This window comes from uncultured Parabacteroides sp., assembly GCF_905196875.1.
Lineage (GTDB): Bacteria > Bacteroidota > Bacteroidia > Bacteroidales > Tannerellaceae > Parabacteroides.
This window is the reverse complement of the sequence record NZ_CAJJWO010000004.1, coordinates 143,863-161,046: the sequence shown is the minus strand read 5'-3', so window position 1 is coordinate 161,046 and position 17,184 is coordinate 143,863. Positions and strand designations below refer to the sequence as shown.

Sequence of the window (17,184 nt, the reverse complement as noted above, 5' to 3'; positions counted from 1 at the left end):
TAATGCTATAAATATTTACTGCAGAATCGATGATCATGAAAACAAATATTACATATATCTTCTTTTTTATTTTACTCACTTTTACCGCTTGTAATGAAGATCAAGAGGAAACTGCATGGGTCTCCCCCGAAGAGTGTACCACTATCAAACAATTAATAGAAAACAACTCCTTTTTAAAAGAAATCACGGAAGATAAAGATAATTACACCCTGTCATTTGAAACACAAACAGTAACTTTAAGCCTAAAAGATATTAAAGACATAAATATCGATAAAGAGATGTGGAACACAACTATCACATTTCCTAACAATTCGACGTTGAACATTCCAACCATCGGTACGTCTATCGATCAATTTATCGACTATACAAACATCAATCCTTCCAAATACAACCCACTGGCAGCAGAGGTCCGCCTGAACCTTCCGGGCGGAGGGGCGATAAAGACAATTGTCCACACTAAAAAAGGATATAAAACACCCGATATAGAGCATCTGAACGCTTTTACTTCCCAAAATGTTCAATTTATAACCGTATTGGGATTATATGAAAACTATTCCAACAAAGTAGAACTTATTTATACAGACCGCAACGGAAAAGAACGTGGACGTACCACCATAGAAATTCCGGTTAAAGCATTGACAATGGACAATCTACCCCTTTTTCATGTGGTAAAGGTGTTACCTAACGGAATGGAACCAGGCCTGAATTTGGTAAATAGTCCTGGACATGACGAAGACGATACTTCACGCCCCTATATGGTAGACATGGATGGGGAAATCCGTTGGTTACTTGATTGGCGTGAATCAAAAGAGTTGTTACATATCGGTGCCCAATGCGGATTACATCGATTACCAAACGGTAATTTCATCACTGGAGACTTTAATAATAGCCAACTGGTAGAAGTGGACCTGCTAGGAAATCTTATCCGTCGGTGGAGTTTCACAGAGATGGGATATAGCTATCATCATGAGGTACTCCCTGCTACAAACGGTAGATATCTGATTACTGTAACCAAACCTGGGGCATTACATGCTGATGGAAAAACACCACGCATTTTAGATTTCATTATTGAATTCGATCCTGAAAGCGGCAACGTGACCAAAGAATGGGATCTGTCAAAATTAATGGATACGGAACGTATCAATGCAGTAGATGCTTCCATTCCGGGTTCTCAAATATATGGACAAAGTAAAACAAATTGGTTACATAATAACGGAGTTGCCGAACGAGATAATTATCTTGTGGCAACAGCCCGTTGGCAAGGAGTCTTTGGATATGACAAGAATGAAACATTAAAATGGATTATCTCTCCTCATAAAGATTGGGGAGAGGCTTATAAACCTTATTTATTGCAACCACTGGATCGCAATGGAGAAACTATTACAGATGAAGCGGTCTTGAATGGTTTAAAGCCTCATCCGGATTTTGAATGGGTTTGGGGAGTGCATTGCCCTAACATATTACCAAACGGACACATATTAGTGTTTGATAACGGATACTGCCGTGATTTTATACCTCGTGTAACAAATAATCCAGAATCATACAGCCGTGTAGTAGAATATGAAATCGATGAAGAGAAAAAAACAATCCGTCAAGTATGGCAATATGGTAAAGAACGCGGACGAGAGTGTTATGCTATGGCCATATCCGGTGTACAATATCTGCCTAAAACAGATAACAGGTTATTCTGTCCAGGGCAAGACAATCAATTAAGTGATGGAACAACAGGAGGGCGAATTATTGAAATAGATCCTCGGACAGGAGAAGTCGTATTCGAATTAGAAGTAAATACGAATACATGCGCCAGTGCTTTCCACCGTGCCAACCGCATCTCCCTCTATCCCGAAGGTCTTTAAAACATTATTCCGAACTGCCATTCTCAATACGCCGTATTGAAGACGTCAATATGACGTATTGAGCGCGTCAATACGGCGTATCGAGAAATTAACATATTTATTAATTAAAAAACAAAAAGCTATGCCATTCTACAAGAAAGCGTACAACTCAAAACAGAAAGTGCATTATCCCCGCGCCATCGTGCAAGGGAAGCCGGTAGAAACGGAAACTATCGCCAAGGACTTGTCGAAGATTTCCACAGTTAGCAACTCGGACGTTCAGGCCGTACTTGGTGACATCGCCGGTGTGATGCACACCCGCATGGCACAAGGCAAGAGCGTTCATATCAAAGGATTGGGATACTTCCGCTACGTGCTTAGCACTGTAGGCGTGAAAGACATCAAGGATTTCAATTTCGCTAAACAGGTAAAAGCCGTACGTGTGGAGTTTATCCCCGAACGCACGAAGCTGTCAGGCGGTACCTACAGTCGTGCCTTGGTGGACAGCGACGACTTGGAATGGATCGAACTTTCGCCCGACACGAAAGACGAAACACCGGGTGGCGAAGAGGGCGAAGACGATCGTCCTGTCATCGAATAGAACAGAACACATTGTCGCATAACGGCAAATTACATAGATAAATAAAGAACAATACGATAATGGAAATCAGTTTCTCAGATACGATCGAAAAGTTGCAGATACAACACGAAATGCTTCTATCGGCAGAGAATGCCCCTCTGGATGCTCCCCGCAGCATCGCTACACGTTATAAGAACCCTGTCGTAACAGCAGCACATGTGCCGCTCGAATGGCGTTACGACCTCAACCCGGCAACCAACCCGTACTGCCTAGAACGGATCGGGGTGAATGCCTGTATGAACGCAGGTGCCATCAAATGGAACGGCAAATACCTACTGATGGTACGCGTAGAGGGATTCGACCGCAAATCATTCTTCGCCATTGCCGAGAGTCCGAACGGGGTGGATAACTTTCGGTTTTGGGAACGTCCGGTCAATCTGCCGGATATCGACCCGGAGGAAACCAACGTGTATGATATGCGCCTGACAGCGCATGAAGACGGTTGGGTATACGGAATATTTTGTAGCGAGCAGCATGATCCGGCAGCTCGGCCGGGTGATCTGTCTTCGGCTGTGGCAAAGGCCGGAATTGTTCGTACAAAAGATTTGATCAACTGGGAAAGGCTGCCCGACCTGGTGTCGAAAAGCCAGCAACGCAATGTCGTGTTGCACCCGGAGTTCGTGGATGGGAAATATGCACTCTATACCCGCCCGCAGGACGGCTTTATCGACGCCGGCAGCGGCGGAGGTATCGGCTGGGCACTGATCGACGATATTACAAAAGCGGAAGTTCTCTCTGAAAAAATAATAGATAAACGCTACTATCATACAATCAAGGAAGTAAAGAATGGAGAGGGGCCTCATCCGATCAAAACGCCGCAAGGCTGGTTGCATCTGGCTCACGGAGTCAGAGCATGTGCCGCCGGGCTTCGTTATGTACTCTATCTGTACATGACGGCTCTCGATGATCCTACAAAGGTGATCGCACAGCCCGGCGGTTACTTCCTCGCCCCTGTCGGGGAAGAACGAACAGGAGACGTATCGAATGTATTATTCGCTAACGGATGGATTGCCGACGAAGATGGAAAAGTATTTATCTACTATGCATCCTGCGATACGCGGATGCACGTAGCGGTCTCCACCATAGATATACTGGTGGACTATTGCATGAATACCCCGGAAGACGGCTTGCGTTCCGCGGCTTCCGTTGCTAAGATTAATGAGTTAATTGATAAAAATAAAAAGTACAAAGAAGGTTAGTTGTTTTTAAGGCTATGCAGACTGTCCCCGTGCTTGACACAGGGCCACAAGAAAACCGGCCGTATCCCACTATTTAGAAGATACGGCCGGTGTCTTTGCGATCCCGTGTCAAGCACGGGAACGAGGTATTTATACGCGTCCCAGAAACTCGTCTACCGTATAATTCAGGAAGTTATTGAACGGCAACAATTCTTCAAACCGCTTCAAAGACTGTTCCATCCAATCATCCGCCATAAAGAACTCGTCCGGTAAATTGGCTGCAAAACAGAAGTCCTTATGCTTCATGATCTCATCGTATTTGAAATCGGTCGGATAACCGGCCGGCATACGCTTCAGCACTTCTCCTTCCATCACCGGGAACGCCTCCTTAAAAGATGGCTTTTCAATGATACCGACAAACTCGTCGATATGATCGTAAATATCCTGACGAAGCATTTTCAGCAATTTGGGAGGAGGACACCATACGCCACCGGAGAGCATACAGGCACCCGGTTCGAGATGGATATAATAGCCGCCCCGCTCACCGGAACGTCCGCCCTGCGCCATATAAGCGGCAAAATGAGTTTTATAAGGCGTTTTGTCCGGTGAGAAACGCAAATCCCGGTAAATGCGGAACTGGCAGTCTTTAGCTTCCAGACCTGCCACCTGCGGATCGAACAACGCTATCCGGTTGATAATTTGCTGTACTTCGTCAAGAAATCCTTTATGTAATACATCGTAGCGGTCTTTGTTTGCCTGAAACCACTCCCGGTTATTGTTCTGACTTAATTCCTTCAGGAATTGTATAATCTCTGCATTCATAAATATCTGTTTGTTTTACAGGCAAAGATACGGAATAATATCATTCATTATCCCAGTTTCTGTCCGTACGGAAAGGAGCTACCGGCAAACCTTCTTTACTAAAGAGATTCCCGATGGTGGCATTATCAAAACAATAACGCACGGTAACAGGATGCTTCACACGCGGAGAAGTCACGATAACGTTATTGTCTTTAATCTGCGCTTTCCCCGGTTCAAAAACGCCGTCTTCACCGGCAATCATAAAACCGGACAGCTCTTTATCTTTGCAAACCAGGCCGTTTTCTGCGTGCAGGAATGAGATAACCACCTTATTCTTATTAACCGTCATTTCGCTGAATACCGGACTTTCGTATCCGGAAGCAAGTCGTCCGTACGTCTTTCCCATAGCCAGGTTTGCCAGACGTAAGCCTACATCCTGTTTATTGGTAGGATGGATATTCTTCACATCGCTCACGAGATCGGAAATAACAACCAGCCCTGTTTCCGGAACGGTTCGTGAAACCCACTCCTGACATTCACGCACAATAGCCGGACCATTGTCGGTTGATTTATAAGTATGCGGTGCGATCTGTACCAGATAAAACGGGAAATCTTTCTTAAAACTCTGCCGCCAGCTTTCAATCAGTGTCTTCATCAGCAACCCATATGTCGCTGCATGATCCTGATTCGATTCACCCTGATACCAGATGCTTCCGGCAAGTGCAAAAGGAACGATCGGACTGATCATCTGGTTATATAACACACCAGGTTCGACCGGCCACCAGGGAAAGGTCTTTTGCGGAACAACAGCATTCAACTTTTCATTAGAGCGAATGCTTTCTTCCGGCACCCATACTTCAGCCGGAGTACCTCCCCAGGCCGAGACAATCAGCCCCACCGGCACATCCAGATCTTTCTGCAGATTACGGCCAAAGAAATAAGCTACAGCACTGGTGTTACGCATGGTTTCCGGCGTACAAGCAGCCCAGGCTCCTTCACAATTATTTTGAGGAGTGGCTGCTCCTCTTTTAGGAATATGGAAAAAACGGATATTCGGATAATTCGCGGCAGCAATCTCTGCTTCTGCATCATCGATCTTGCTATTGGGAGTCCATTCCATATTGGATTGTCCGCTGCAAAGCCAAACTTCACCTAACATGACATCCCGCAGTTCACGGTTCCCGTCTCCAAGCAAGGTTATAGTATAAGGTCCTCCGGCTGAAGAGGTTTTCAGACTTGTCTCCCAGGTTCCATCCGAACTGACTACGGCTGTAGCAGTGTCTTTCGGTGCCCAACTTCCCACTACTTTTATGGTAGTACTCGCAGTACCCCATCCCCAGACAGGTGCATCACTATTCTGTTGCATAACCATGTGATCGGTAAAAACGGAAGGCAAGCTGATCTGTGCCTGTGCTCCGGCAACCAGCAGACTCAACCCTGCTACTAAACCTGTAATTCTTGTTTTATTCATATTCCCTTATCTTTATTTATTAATTAAACGAGCAATTTGAGAACACCATACCTTGTATCCTTCCGGATTCAGATGCAGAAAGTCGTCTCTATATAATTCAGCCTTCAAGCTACCGTCAGGATTAACAAACCAGGCAGTCGGGTTAATATATTCTATTCCATCGAAAGGCTTTTGTGATAGCAATTCATGTATTCTATCGCAGGCGATACGATTCGAACTATCCTTTTCCTTGCCAGCCGGTAACAGACCGAACAGGATAATCCGCGTATCGGGCAACTGCCTATGAGCCTCGGCTGCACATGCCTTTATTCCAGCGGTAATATCTACCGGATCGTCTCCCGGAACCACATTATTAATTCCGATCGTAATAATAGCCACCTGCGGATGGCAACGGTTATAATCGTCATTCTGCAAGCGCCACAGCAAATGTTGGGTACGGTCGCCCGAGATTCCGGCCGCTTCCCAGGTATCGATACCCATTACTTCATCCATCGCGGCTTTGCCCGGCTTATAAGCTACCGCCTTCCGGTTTCCTCCGAATCCTTGTGTGATCGAATTGCCCAACATCAGAAGTTTGAGATTCTTTCCGGCCAGTGTAGCCTGAATATCCTGTGCAACTGTATGCCAGTCGGATCCCTCCGTCCATCCGGCAGCAGAGCGGTATTCATTGCCCGGGACAGGGTGGATACACATGTTTTCGGCCTGCCCGGTTGCCTGCATTATAAACCGGACGATCGGTTCAGGGTTGTTCAAAGAGTGCGGATGATGTCCGACACCCGGTTTATGTATAATTCTTAATGTATAACCATACTCAGCCAGACGAGCGGCAAAAACAGCGGTGTTTTCCGATACCGGAACAACATCGTCGGCATCTCCCACAACATGCAACATCGGGATACCGGCTTTTGCCAGGATCTCAGCATGATCGATCGGATTCTTCTTCCAGTCCATCGCCTTCTCTTCGGTCGGAAAACGGTAAGCGGAGTACAATTGTTTTGTATCGGGTTCCGAACCATTGGAAGTACCTTTCCCCATCGGCCAGCTTTTGAAGTCCATCACAGGAGCATCGGCGTAAATACAGGCTACTTTGTCCGGATTGGCGGCTGCCCAGTTATAAACAATCAGACCTCCGCGGCTCATACCTTCGAGAGCAGCTTTTTTATTTAATCCGGCTTTTACAGCCAGCTTATAGAATTCGTTCCAACGCTTCACTGCATCGTCCGATCCATAAAGGTCGGCAACATCGCAATAAGTCAGATGGAAACCTCGTTCCAGCAAGTCGACATCTGTCTGCGGTTCATGCCCCCAGAAACGGGCCCGCCATATCCACGGATTACCTTCGGCCACCTGATGTGGTTTCACAATATAATATTCCACACCTTTATGATCATAGACATATCCCTTATAACCATGAAAGTTAAATTCACGAACGGGTTTTAACGGGAAAGCGGAGATAATATCTGCATCTTTGACTTTCGTCCCTGCCAGGTCTGCATATAACTTAGCAGCAATTACTCCGGCCCCGATAGACGACGGATGCAATTTATCAGGCATGTTATATTCTTCCCACTGATCGCCAAACAGATTATATAAATTTATAATCTCCAGATTCCGCTCATAGGCAATCTCTTTAATCACCGGAGTGATACCTGTCTGAATAACGCTATCGCATATCGTTTCATTTCCAGGAATAAAACAACGTAGCGGCGTCAAGAGGATTATGCGGGGGGTAGATGGTAATACACGATAGGAGTCGATCAATTCGAGATAGTCGTGTTTAAACTGATCCAGATAGATCCGATTCTGTGGTTTGGAGTCGTTTGTGCCCAGTTTGATAAAGACGATATCCGGCTGATAATCGAGCGACTGCCGGTAAGTATCTGTTTTTACATAAGGCAAATCACCCTGACTCAGCAAGGTACATCCCGAAACGCCGAAGTTCTTCACTTCATATCCACTGCCCAGGTAGGCCTGCAGCTGGGCCGGATAGCAATTTAATTCACGATTCTGAATAAAAGCTCCGTAAGTGATACTGTTGCCTACGCAGGCTACTTTTATGGGAGGTATTGCGAAAAGCGGTATTGACGCCACAAGCATCAAAAACGCAAAATAGAGTTTTCTAGTCATATTATATCTATGATATTAACAAACACAAAATAAAACATTTTTTCAATACAATAAGAAAGACTGCCTTCAAAATAATCTATATATTTCAAAAGCAGTCTTTTAATCATTCAAATAAATCAATAACCGTCTTTTTGATCCAGATTAGGATTTATATCTGTTTCGCTCAAAGGGAAAGGCCATACATAAAATCGCTCTTCGAATTTACAAGTCACGCCATCCGGAGTCGGAGCAAATCCATTCATAATATTTTCAGCTATTTTCCAACGAGTTATATCGAAATAACGTAACCCTTCAAACGCCAGTTCTTTTCTGCGTTCCAAACGCAATTCCTCTCTGGAAATAACAGATCCGACTTTTTCAATACCTGCCCTCTCACGTATAGCATTCATATAATCAATCGCATCCGAATCCGAAGTATTTCCTCCACCTTGTTCCACCTTAGCCTCTATATACATTAGTAACACATCGGCATAACGTAGGATAATTATATCATTATCCGTACGGAAGTCGAAATCACCAAAAGCATAATTTTCCTTATGATACTTATCAAAATGCTTCAACAACATCCAGCCGGTAAATGTGGCATCAGTAACAGAAACAACATCTCCAAAAGGATTAGTCCATTCTCTTATTCCTACTCCGCTATAATAATACCATTCTTTAAAACGCTTATCATTCTCTGAATAAATCTTCATCAGATTTTCTGTTGGACTTAATGCACTCCAGCAATAAAATTCGGTTTCAGTACCATACGATGTTTGATACACATCTGGAGCCAGATAAGTTACAGAAAATACTATCTCAGGATTATTTATCTGATTTTCAGATGTTAGTCCACCTTTTTTAATAAAGATAGAATTCAAATCCTTTGCCAAAGCACACTTGTTGGAGGATATTATAGCTTTCGTGTATTTTTCCACTCCGGCCCAATCATTCTGATACAGCAAAATACGGGCTTTAAGAGCTTGTGCTGAATTCTTAACGGCATGTCCTGAACCATAAGCATCATCCGGTAAATTTGCAATCGCATAATCAATATCCTCATGGATAAATTGCAATATTTCACTTTCCGGACTTTGCTTTACCTTTGCCGATTCAACCGACTCTATAGCCTCTTTATAAAGTGGTATATCTTTATAACGCTGAACTAATTCAAAATAGAACAATCCCCTGAGAAAACGAACTTCGGCTTCATATACAGCAGCCTCATTCTCTGTCAATTGAGCATTTTCTTTTGCTGTAGGAAAATTCTTCATAAAATTGTTACAGGCAGCAACTCCCTGATAAGCTCCTTTGAATATTCCGTCAACCGGTCCGCTTGTGGTATTTTCCAAATAACCATATTGAATATTACGAACGGCCAAATCATGCCTGCAAAAGCCATCATCAGTAAGTCCATCCAACCGGTATCTGTTCCAGTCCATGTAGCCACCTTTCAATTTAGAGTAAACACCAGCCAACCCCATATCGATATCTTTCTTGGTTTTCCAGAAATTTGCCGGTCCTAACTGGTCTTGTGGAAATAACTCCAGGTCATTACAAGAAGCAAAGAAACCTAACATACCGGCCAACAGTATATATATTATATTCTTTTTCATAATATGCTTTTTAAAATTTTACATTTAAACCTATAGAATATGTTTTTGCTTGTGGATATTGTACATGCCATCCGTCGCCTGCTCTTTCAGGATCATAATCAGGATAGGATGTAAATGTCAGCAAATTCTCTCCTGAGAAATAGATTCTCAGATAGTCAATACCCACTTTACTTAAAAATACTTTCGGCACATTGTAACCCAACTGCAGATTCTTCAATCTCAGATAAGAAGCATCTTTCAGATTGTAAGTAGATCTTGTTCCGCACATCGGGGCATATCCAAAACAGTAAATAGCCGGTACATCTGTATTGGTATTCTCCGGAGTCCATGCATTCAGGAATTTCTTATTGGGAGATTGTCCCTGAGAAAAAGGATCTTCTCCGAAGAAGTTTGTCCAGATTTTACGCCCGCTGATCCCCTGGAAGAATGCAGACAAATCAAAGTTTTTATATCCAAAATTCAAATTAAAAGAATAAAGCATTTTAGGATATACACCTTCAACCATTTGACGGTCCTTGCTATCGATCTTATTATCTCCATTTAAATCTTTAAACTTAATATCACCAGGCTTAGGACTGTTAGGATGTACCGGAGAATTCTTTATATCTTCCTCCGACTGGAAAATACCATCCCAAATATACAGATAATGTTCACCGTAGGGTTTACCAACTTCATAAATATAATCGCCATAAGAAGGAGCACGAAGTTCCAGTACTTCATTCTTATTCATTGAGGCCATAAAGCTGGCTCCATACGAAAAATCGCCGATCTTATTTTGATGGCCGACTTGAAACTCGACACCTCTATTCCTGAGTTTTCCATAATTAATAGTAGGAGCATCCATACCTACGCTTAGTGGAATTGCAGCCTGAGAAAGAATACCATCAGTTATTTTGTTATACCAGTCAAACGTCAGACTAAACATCCCTCTGAATACAGATAAATCAACGCCTACATCTGTCACTGACGTTGTTTCCCATTTCAGCGATTTATCTTTTAAAGCATTCTGTACAACTCCTTGCTGAATTGCATTATTAAAAATGTATTGAGTTGCCGAATAAACTTCCTGATACGGATATTCTCCGATTTCAGAATTCCCCAGTTTACCCCATGAAGCACGTAGTTTTAGATTCTCCATCCATGAAATATTATCCTTTACAAATGCTTCTTCTGAAATTCTCCATGCACCTGAAAAAGAAGGGAAAATACCCCAACGATTTTCCTTGTAAATACGTGAAGTTCCATCATAGCGAAAATTAGCCTCAGCCAGATATTTGGATTTGTAAGAATAATTTAAACGGCCAAAGAACGAGCGTAATGCAAACTGTTTAACACCTCCTCCCAGTGTTTGTCCGGTTGTAGAGCCTCCATCCAGTTCTGTCATGGCATTAGAAGGATAATTTATACGACTACCTTGCATATACCGGTATTTATTCCCTTCATCCTGATATCCCAACATTGCATTCAGACTATGATCTTTCAAGAATGTCCAGTCAAAACTCAGCGTTGTATATAGCATCGTATAAACAGTGCGTTCATCTTTATTTACATTCCCTGTCGAACCTGGGAAAAAGTCTGTAGCAAGAAGATATTCGTCGCGGCCTCCTGCTTTATAATCCGATTCCTTTAAGTAATAATATCCGTCTGTCGGAGATTGATGTTCCTGCATAAGCTGATCCGAATAACGAAAACCTCCCTTTGTAGACCAGGTCAGCTTCATATCCTGCTTTTTCAAAAAATCGATGTCAATATATAACTGACCGTTGGCACGCCAGTTTTCATATCTACGGGAAGATTCATTCATATTCCAGACCGGATTACGATTTTGCCACTCACCACCGTATGCTTCAGGATTACTCAAATATGAATAACGACCACTGCCATCCGGCAAATAAGGTTTTGCCATTGGACGTGATGAAGCTACCAACAGTACAATTTGTTCATTTGTATGCCATGGTTCTTTAGTTACACCATTATAAAAGTTGGCTGTTGCACCAATTTTAATCCAGTCATGTATTTTAGCTTCCAGATTCATCAACCCCGTGTAACGGTCATAACTATGAGCATCCAGCAAACCTTCTTGATTCAGATAACCTAAAGAAATATTATAAGTCAATTTATCAGTACCTCCGCTAACACCCAGGTTATGATTCATTTCATGACCGGTTTTAAACGTCTCTTCCATCCAGTTATAATCGGGGAAGCGATTCATATCCCGGTTCGGATCTTTATACTTATTGATCAGTTCCTGCGAATACTTGGTTCTACCACCACCCATGCGATCAGCCATTTGGTTATACAATTCCATGTAGGTAGCCGAATCCCATATCTGATCTCCCAAACCTGTTGCCTGTTGCCAACCATAATTAAAATTGTAAGAGATTTGCGCTTTCCCTTGCTTACCCTTTTTGGTTGTCACCAATATGACACCATTAGCTGCACGTGCTCCATAAATAGAGGCTGAAGCGGCATCTTTCAGGACACTAACCGATTCTACATCTTCGGCAGCCACAGTACTTAATTCTCCGGGAACACCATCTATCAAAATCAACGGATCGGAACTTGCTCCAAAAGAGCCTTTTCCACGGATTGCAATCATACCGCCATCTTTACCGGGTTGAGCCGTATTTGTTACAATCTGCATACCGGCCACTTTTCCCTGCAACATATTCTGCACATTCGGTTGCGGACGTTCTGTCAGTTCTTTAGCACTTATTGAGACTACAGATCCTGTTAAGTTTATTTTCTTCTGCGTACCAAAACCCACAACTACTACTTCATCCAAATTCTGAGTATCCTCCGCCAACATAATAGAAAGTATCTTATCTTTACCGACCTTTATCTCTTTCGACAGATAACCGATATAAGAAATTGTCAATACTGCATTTTCAGGTACTTCCAGGTTAAAATTACCCTCTGTATCTGTTATTGTTCCACTTGCCGTTCCTTTAATAAATACGTTTGCTCCAATAATAGGTGTTCCGGTATTGTCTAAAACAGAGCCTTTTATTGGAGAATTCTTCTGCTGCAAAAGATCGTTTGTGTCTTTTTGGGACAAAATAATCTGACGGTCAACAATCCGATACTGAACATTGGTGTTTTTAAACAGTTCATTCAGGACCTCTGTTATATTTCGTTTGCTGACATCTATATTCACTGACCTTTTCATATCCAGTGAATTATCGATAACAAGAAAGTTGAATTCACTTTCTTCTTCTATTCGATCTAAAACTTGCTCTATCGTGGTGTTTTTCAAAGACAGAGATAAGGATGCGACTTGCGAATAGGAATTCTCTGCTTTAAGCTGCATCATAGCTACGAGCAATAAAAACAAACCTATTTTCATTCTGCGACATGTTTTTAAGAAATAATGGGAGTTCCTATCCCAAAATAATTTCCGGAATTTCATAACTTTGTATTGAATTTAATTAATGATGTCTTTGGACTCGTTCTTTCCAAAGATGTTTTTTATCTCATGACAAGAGTAAGTTCGCGCTTACTCTTGTCGTTTTTTATTACGACTCAAGGCTTATTTCATAGGCAATCTATTTTTATTAAACATTCTATTTCTTCTTCAACCATACATCTATCCGTTGCTTTGCTAACGTAGAATCACTTTGTCGAACAGGTGTACTTACTGTCCATTTTATAGGAGCTGCGATCTCCAAATAACTGAAAATCTGTTGTATCGTTTCATTCGTAAATGTCACACGACAACGATAACCAAGTGATAGTTTGTAGTCATCATGAAATACTATATCAACATTGTAACGTCTGCCCAACTGATGGAATACTTCTTCCAGAGAGGCATTACGAAAAACTATTTTTCCATCTTTCCAGGCTATTTTCTCATAAATGCCGACCGGAGTAACCATCAACTGATGGCTGTTTCGATCGAAAACAGCTTGTTCGCCGGGTACTAATTGCCGGAGTCTATTGTCTGCAAATAAGAAATCGATTTTTCCTTCAGCTAAAACGGCTTCTATCTTGTCATATTCATCATAAGCATTTACATTAAACCGAGTTCCGTGAGCCATTACCTTCACACCCGAACCGGCTGATACATAAAAAGGATTCTTCTGATCCGATTTTACCTCAAAATAACCTTCTCCATTTAACTCGACCTCACGTGTATTTCCAGTGAAGCGGGAGGGATAACGAAGCGTACTTCCTGAATTTAACCATACCTTAGACTGGTCAGGCAACTCGAACTTAGAAATCAATCCCGGTGCTGCCGATACCTCCATCCATTCGAAACGGCTTAATTCTTTCTGCTGCTCGCGGTTCAGATATAGCAAAGTCAATGTCGATATCAATAGTGGAAAAACCAAAATTACAGCAATTCGTGTCAACCAGAACGACCAGTGGATAGGACTTTTTCGCTCATTCAATTTTTGTTTCATTCCCAGATATCCTTTCGATACATCGTAAGAAGCCAACTCCTTCATTTCGGCTTCTATAGAAATGACTTGTTCAACCAAATCCATTTCCTTTCGATTCTCACCCGAGGCCGCCAGCAACTGTTCAATCATTGTCGCTTCATCCGGAGTTGTCTTTTCTGTATATTTTTTGAAAAATAATATTTCTTTATTATCTGTATTCATTCTTCTTTTAGGTCATTCTATACAAAAGACGCATGAGAAAAAAATTAGTGCCACAGAATAAATACTTTTTTCAAATTATTTTTTAGCTATATTTGCGTTATGGAGAACGAGATCAGAAACATCCAACATTCCGAAGACTATTATTGGAATACAACATTGGGAAGCGGTGAAAAACAATTCAAAAAGCTGTTCGAGCTTTTTTATCCGCCTCTTTGCCAGTATGCCAAACGGTATATTGAAGATAAAGCCATCCGGGAAGATATTGTACAAGAAGTATTTGCCTCTTTATGGGAAAACAGAATGAAAATGACCGAGGGAATATCCATACGTGCCTACCTGGTCGTATGTACCAAAAATCAATGCATAAGTTATTTAAGAAGAGAAGGATATATGCAACAATACATGGATTTGCAGATCAGAAAAATCACTTCAGCCGATTCCGGAGAAAATGATATTTATTTATTAACCGAATTACAGGCCTTGCTGGATAAAGCATTATCTAAACTTCCGGAGACATACCGTCTCGTATTCGAAATGAATCGCCTGGAAGGAAAAAGTTTCGATGAAATTGCTGAAACACTGAATATATCCGTTCGCACAGCCAAACGATACAAAAGTCAGGCTACCGACATTCTGAAAGAAGATTTAAAAGATTATCTTTCTCTTGTTTTGTTTCTTTCTCCCTCCTTATTCAATTAATATAATCAGAAACTAAATCCCAGATTCAAATAAAACTGAAGGCTTTTATTCAGGTTCGACATACTGAATGTTGCACTTAGCGGGCCTGCAATACTGTTGTAGGCATATCCTAGACTTCCGCCCCATACACTTTTTCCTTTAAGAAGATGGAAAAAGTCGTTGTTATGGATACCGTAATTACCGATCAGGGATATGTAATTGTTGCCGGCTATACGCTGGCGGAAATGCAAACGTGCCATAGCGACCGAATTATCGAATATTTCCATCCGGTTGATTCCTGCAAACGGCAGTTGCTGGGGTACATACCGTCCTTCTACCTCGCCTCCTACCGCATTCAGGAAAGGATAAGCCAGATTTCCTCCGATTAGAACACGTCCATACAGAGAAGGCAGAATACTGAAATGGGAAGTAACAGGTATAACAGATGTAAAATTAAGCTTTACGGCCGAAAAAGGAGCATGACCGTTATAACTGACAAAGTTATCCGTATAGAATGAATAGTCAGCTTTCAAAGAGACACCCTTCGTCGGGAAATAACGGCGATCGAAGGTTTCCAGATGTGCCAACGCAAAATAACTGATAAAACCCTCCGGCTTCACCACATACTCACTGTTATTGTCCCCGGTATACAGGAAAGAAGTATAGTTAAAATACTCGTAACGAAGACCTACCTTAAACTTAAAGCTCAGCCAGTTCATATCGGAATAACCGAACTCTGCCAGGTGATGCGTATAACTGGTATTGAAAGTTTTTTTCCCTTTCTTATAGATATCCAGGTCATTATATGTAAACTGGTAAGCCAGGTTAAGATTCCGCAGCGGATTCCGCTCGATCGAATAGTCCAACCGCGCAGAAGATATCTTTCCCCCGACACGCCCGGTGAACGCCAGCTTCGAATGGTTGCGTGTCCGGTAATCGAACGTCGCATTCAGTAGTACTCCGATTATCTCTTCCGAGTCGAACCGTACTCCGGCATTTAAGGAACTGACCGATTTCTTCTGTGCCATCAATACCAGATCCTGTTGATTCTCGCCAGTCAGTTTATAGTTCACATTTGAATAAGCATTCGACCCCACCAGCACCGACATGGCACGATGGAGTTTATTCAGCGTGATATGACTGTTCTCGTGCAAACCACTGATCTTCAGAAGCCATTTCTCATCTCTCGAGTCCGTCCCGGTAAATAAGATACGGCGGATATAGAAACTGTCGGTCGGCAACACCGGATATGACTTTCGCATGTGAACCTGCAGCTCAGGCTGATTGTCATCAGGAATACCGATCTTCTTCTTCAGGGCGCAAATCTCATCCCAATGGGCATAAGCTTCCTGTTCACCGCGCCGGATCAGGGTATCAAGGGCCACCGTACTGAAGCTGGCTGCATTATAAGGTGTCATGTTGGGACGGAATAATAAATCTGTCTGCTCCTTGTTTCGGGCATATTTCTCATAACCGTGCAAGGCGATGATCTGCCCGACCAGGTCGCCAGGGGTATTCAGGTCTTTCAGCTCCTTCAGGTCGCTGGTACCCAGATCGACACCGATAATGATGTCGGCTCCCATCTTACGGGCAACATCGACCGGGAAGTTATCATTCAACCCGCCATCGACCAAGACCATACTATCCAGCCTCACCGGAGTAAATACTGCCGGTATGGCCATACTGGCACGCATTGCCAGCGGCAGGCTGCCTTTATCGAACACATAGTCTTTCCCGTTCACGGCATCTACCGCCACACAGGCAAAAGGGATATTGAAATTCTTAAAGTCTACGGAGTCATGATACCCGATCGTCAGGTTTGAGAAAAGGTTTTGCAGGTTCTGTCCCCGGATCATGCCGCTGATCACACGGTCCTTCTTTTCCTTGCCGAAAGGAAGGGATACGATATATCGCTCGGAGTTCTTTTTCTCCGGAAACGAGAGGCTGGTACGCGTCACCCGGTCACTAAGAAGCATTGTCCAATCCTGCGCGATCACCATGCTGTCGATCTCGGCCGGTGTATAACCGATCGCATATAATCCCCCTACAATAGCCCCCATACTGGTTCCCGCCACATAATCGATCGAGATACCAGCTTCCTCCAGTACTTTCAACACTCCAATATGAGCTACTCCTTTTGCGCCTCCACCTCCCAATACCACACCGACTTTCTTCCGTTGAGCCTGCAGCGAAGGGAAAGTGAACAGCACCAGGAGCAAAAAGTAAAGTAACTTTTTCATCTTCACATTATT

At 42.8% G+C, this 17,184-nt stretch carries 11 protein-coding genes; 4 read left to right on the top strand and 7 right to left on the bottom strand.

Features of this window, described 5'->3' with window-relative positions:
- Positions 1-35 precede the first annotated feature (35 nt).
- From QZ076_RS02775 to QZ076_RS02765, 3 genes are all read left to right on the top strand, one after another.
- On the top strand, positions 36-1,856 hold the full coding sequence (locus QZ076_RS02775) for an aryl-sulfate sulfotransferase (protein WP_293710137.1): 1,821 nt from the start codon (positions 36-38) through the stop codon (positions 1,854-1,856).
- 121 nt (positions 1,857-1,977) lie between these two features.
- Entirely contained in the window at positions 1,978-2,436 is a 459-nt protein-coding gene (locus tag QZ076_RS02770) for an HU family DNA-binding protein (RefSeq protein WP_293710184.1), read from the top strand.
- A gap of 59 nt (positions 2,437-2,495) precedes the next feature.
- Positions 2,496-3,674, top strand: coding sequence for a glycosidase (locus tag QZ076_RS02765; RefSeq protein ID WP_293710135.1), 1,179 nt, complete (start codon positions 2,496-2,498; stop codon positions 3,672-3,674).
- A 129-nt stretch (positions 3,675-3,803) separates the two neighbouring features.
- On the opposite strand, the gene QZ076_RS02760 is transcribed toward QZ076_RS02765, so the two are convergent.
- The 6 genes from QZ076_RS02760 to QZ076_RS02735 all read right to left on the bottom strand — a co-directional run bounded on the left by QZ076_RS02760 (position 3,804) and on the right by QZ076_RS02735 (position 14,254).
- On the bottom strand, positions 3,804-4,475 hold the full coding sequence (locus QZ076_RS02760) for a DUF2461 domain-containing protein (RefSeq protein WP_293710133.1): 672 nt from the start codon (positions 4,473-4,475) through the stop codon (positions 3,804-3,806).
- 40 nt (positions 4,476-4,515) lie between these two features.
- The gene (locus QZ076_RS02755; RefSeq protein WP_293710131.1) at positions 4,516-5,925 is read right to left on the bottom strand and encodes a sialate O-acetylesterase; all 1,410 of its coding nucleotides are present in this window, start codon (positions 5,923-5,925) and stop codon (positions 4,516-4,518) included.
- Between the two features lie 12 nt (positions 5,926-5,937).
- Positions 5,938-8,052 carry a GDSL-type esterase/lipase family protein gene (locus tag QZ076_RS02750; protein ID WP_293710129.1) on the bottom strand — a complete coding sequence of 705 codons (2,115 nt, stop codon included), beginning with the start codon at positions 8,050-8,052 and terminating at the stop codon, positions 5,938-5,940.
- Positions 8,053-8,168: 116 nt separating this feature from the next.
- On the bottom strand, positions 8,169-9,650 hold the full coding sequence (locus tag QZ076_RS02745; protein WP_293710127.1) for a RagB/SusD family nutrient uptake outer membrane protein: 1,482 nt from the start codon (positions 9,648-9,650) through the stop codon (positions 8,169-8,171).
- Positions 9,651-9,660: 10 nt separating this feature from the next.
- Complete coding sequence (locus tag QZ076_RS02740; RefSeq protein ID WP_293710125.1) at positions 9,661-12,996, bottom strand: TonB-dependent receptor; 3,336 nt, start codon at positions 12,994-12,996, stop codon at positions 9,661-9,663.
- Positions 12,997-13,213: 217 nt separating this feature from the next.
- Positions 13,214-14,254, bottom strand: coding sequence for a FecR family protein (locus QZ076_RS02735; protein ID WP_293710123.1), 1,041 nt, complete (start codon positions 14,252-14,254; stop codon positions 13,214-13,216).
- Between the two features lie 99 nt (positions 14,255-14,353).
- Here QZ076_RS02735 and QZ076_RS02730 point away from each other — a divergent pair, with 99 nt between their 5' ends.
- Entirely contained in the window at positions 14,354-14,953 is a 600-nt protein-coding gene (locus QZ076_RS02730; RefSeq protein WP_293710122.1) for an RNA polymerase sigma-70 factor, read from the top strand.
- 5 nt (positions 14,954-14,958) lie between these two features.
- Here QZ076_RS02730 and QZ076_RS02725 read toward each other — a convergent pair whose 3' ends face one another.
- The gene (locus QZ076_RS02725; protein WP_293710120.1) at positions 14,959-17,172 is read right to left on the bottom strand and encodes a patatin-like phospholipase family protein; all 2,214 of its coding nucleotides are present in this window, start codon (positions 17,170-17,172) and stop codon (positions 14,959-14,961) included.
- Positions 17,173-17,184: the final 12 nt, after the last annotated feature.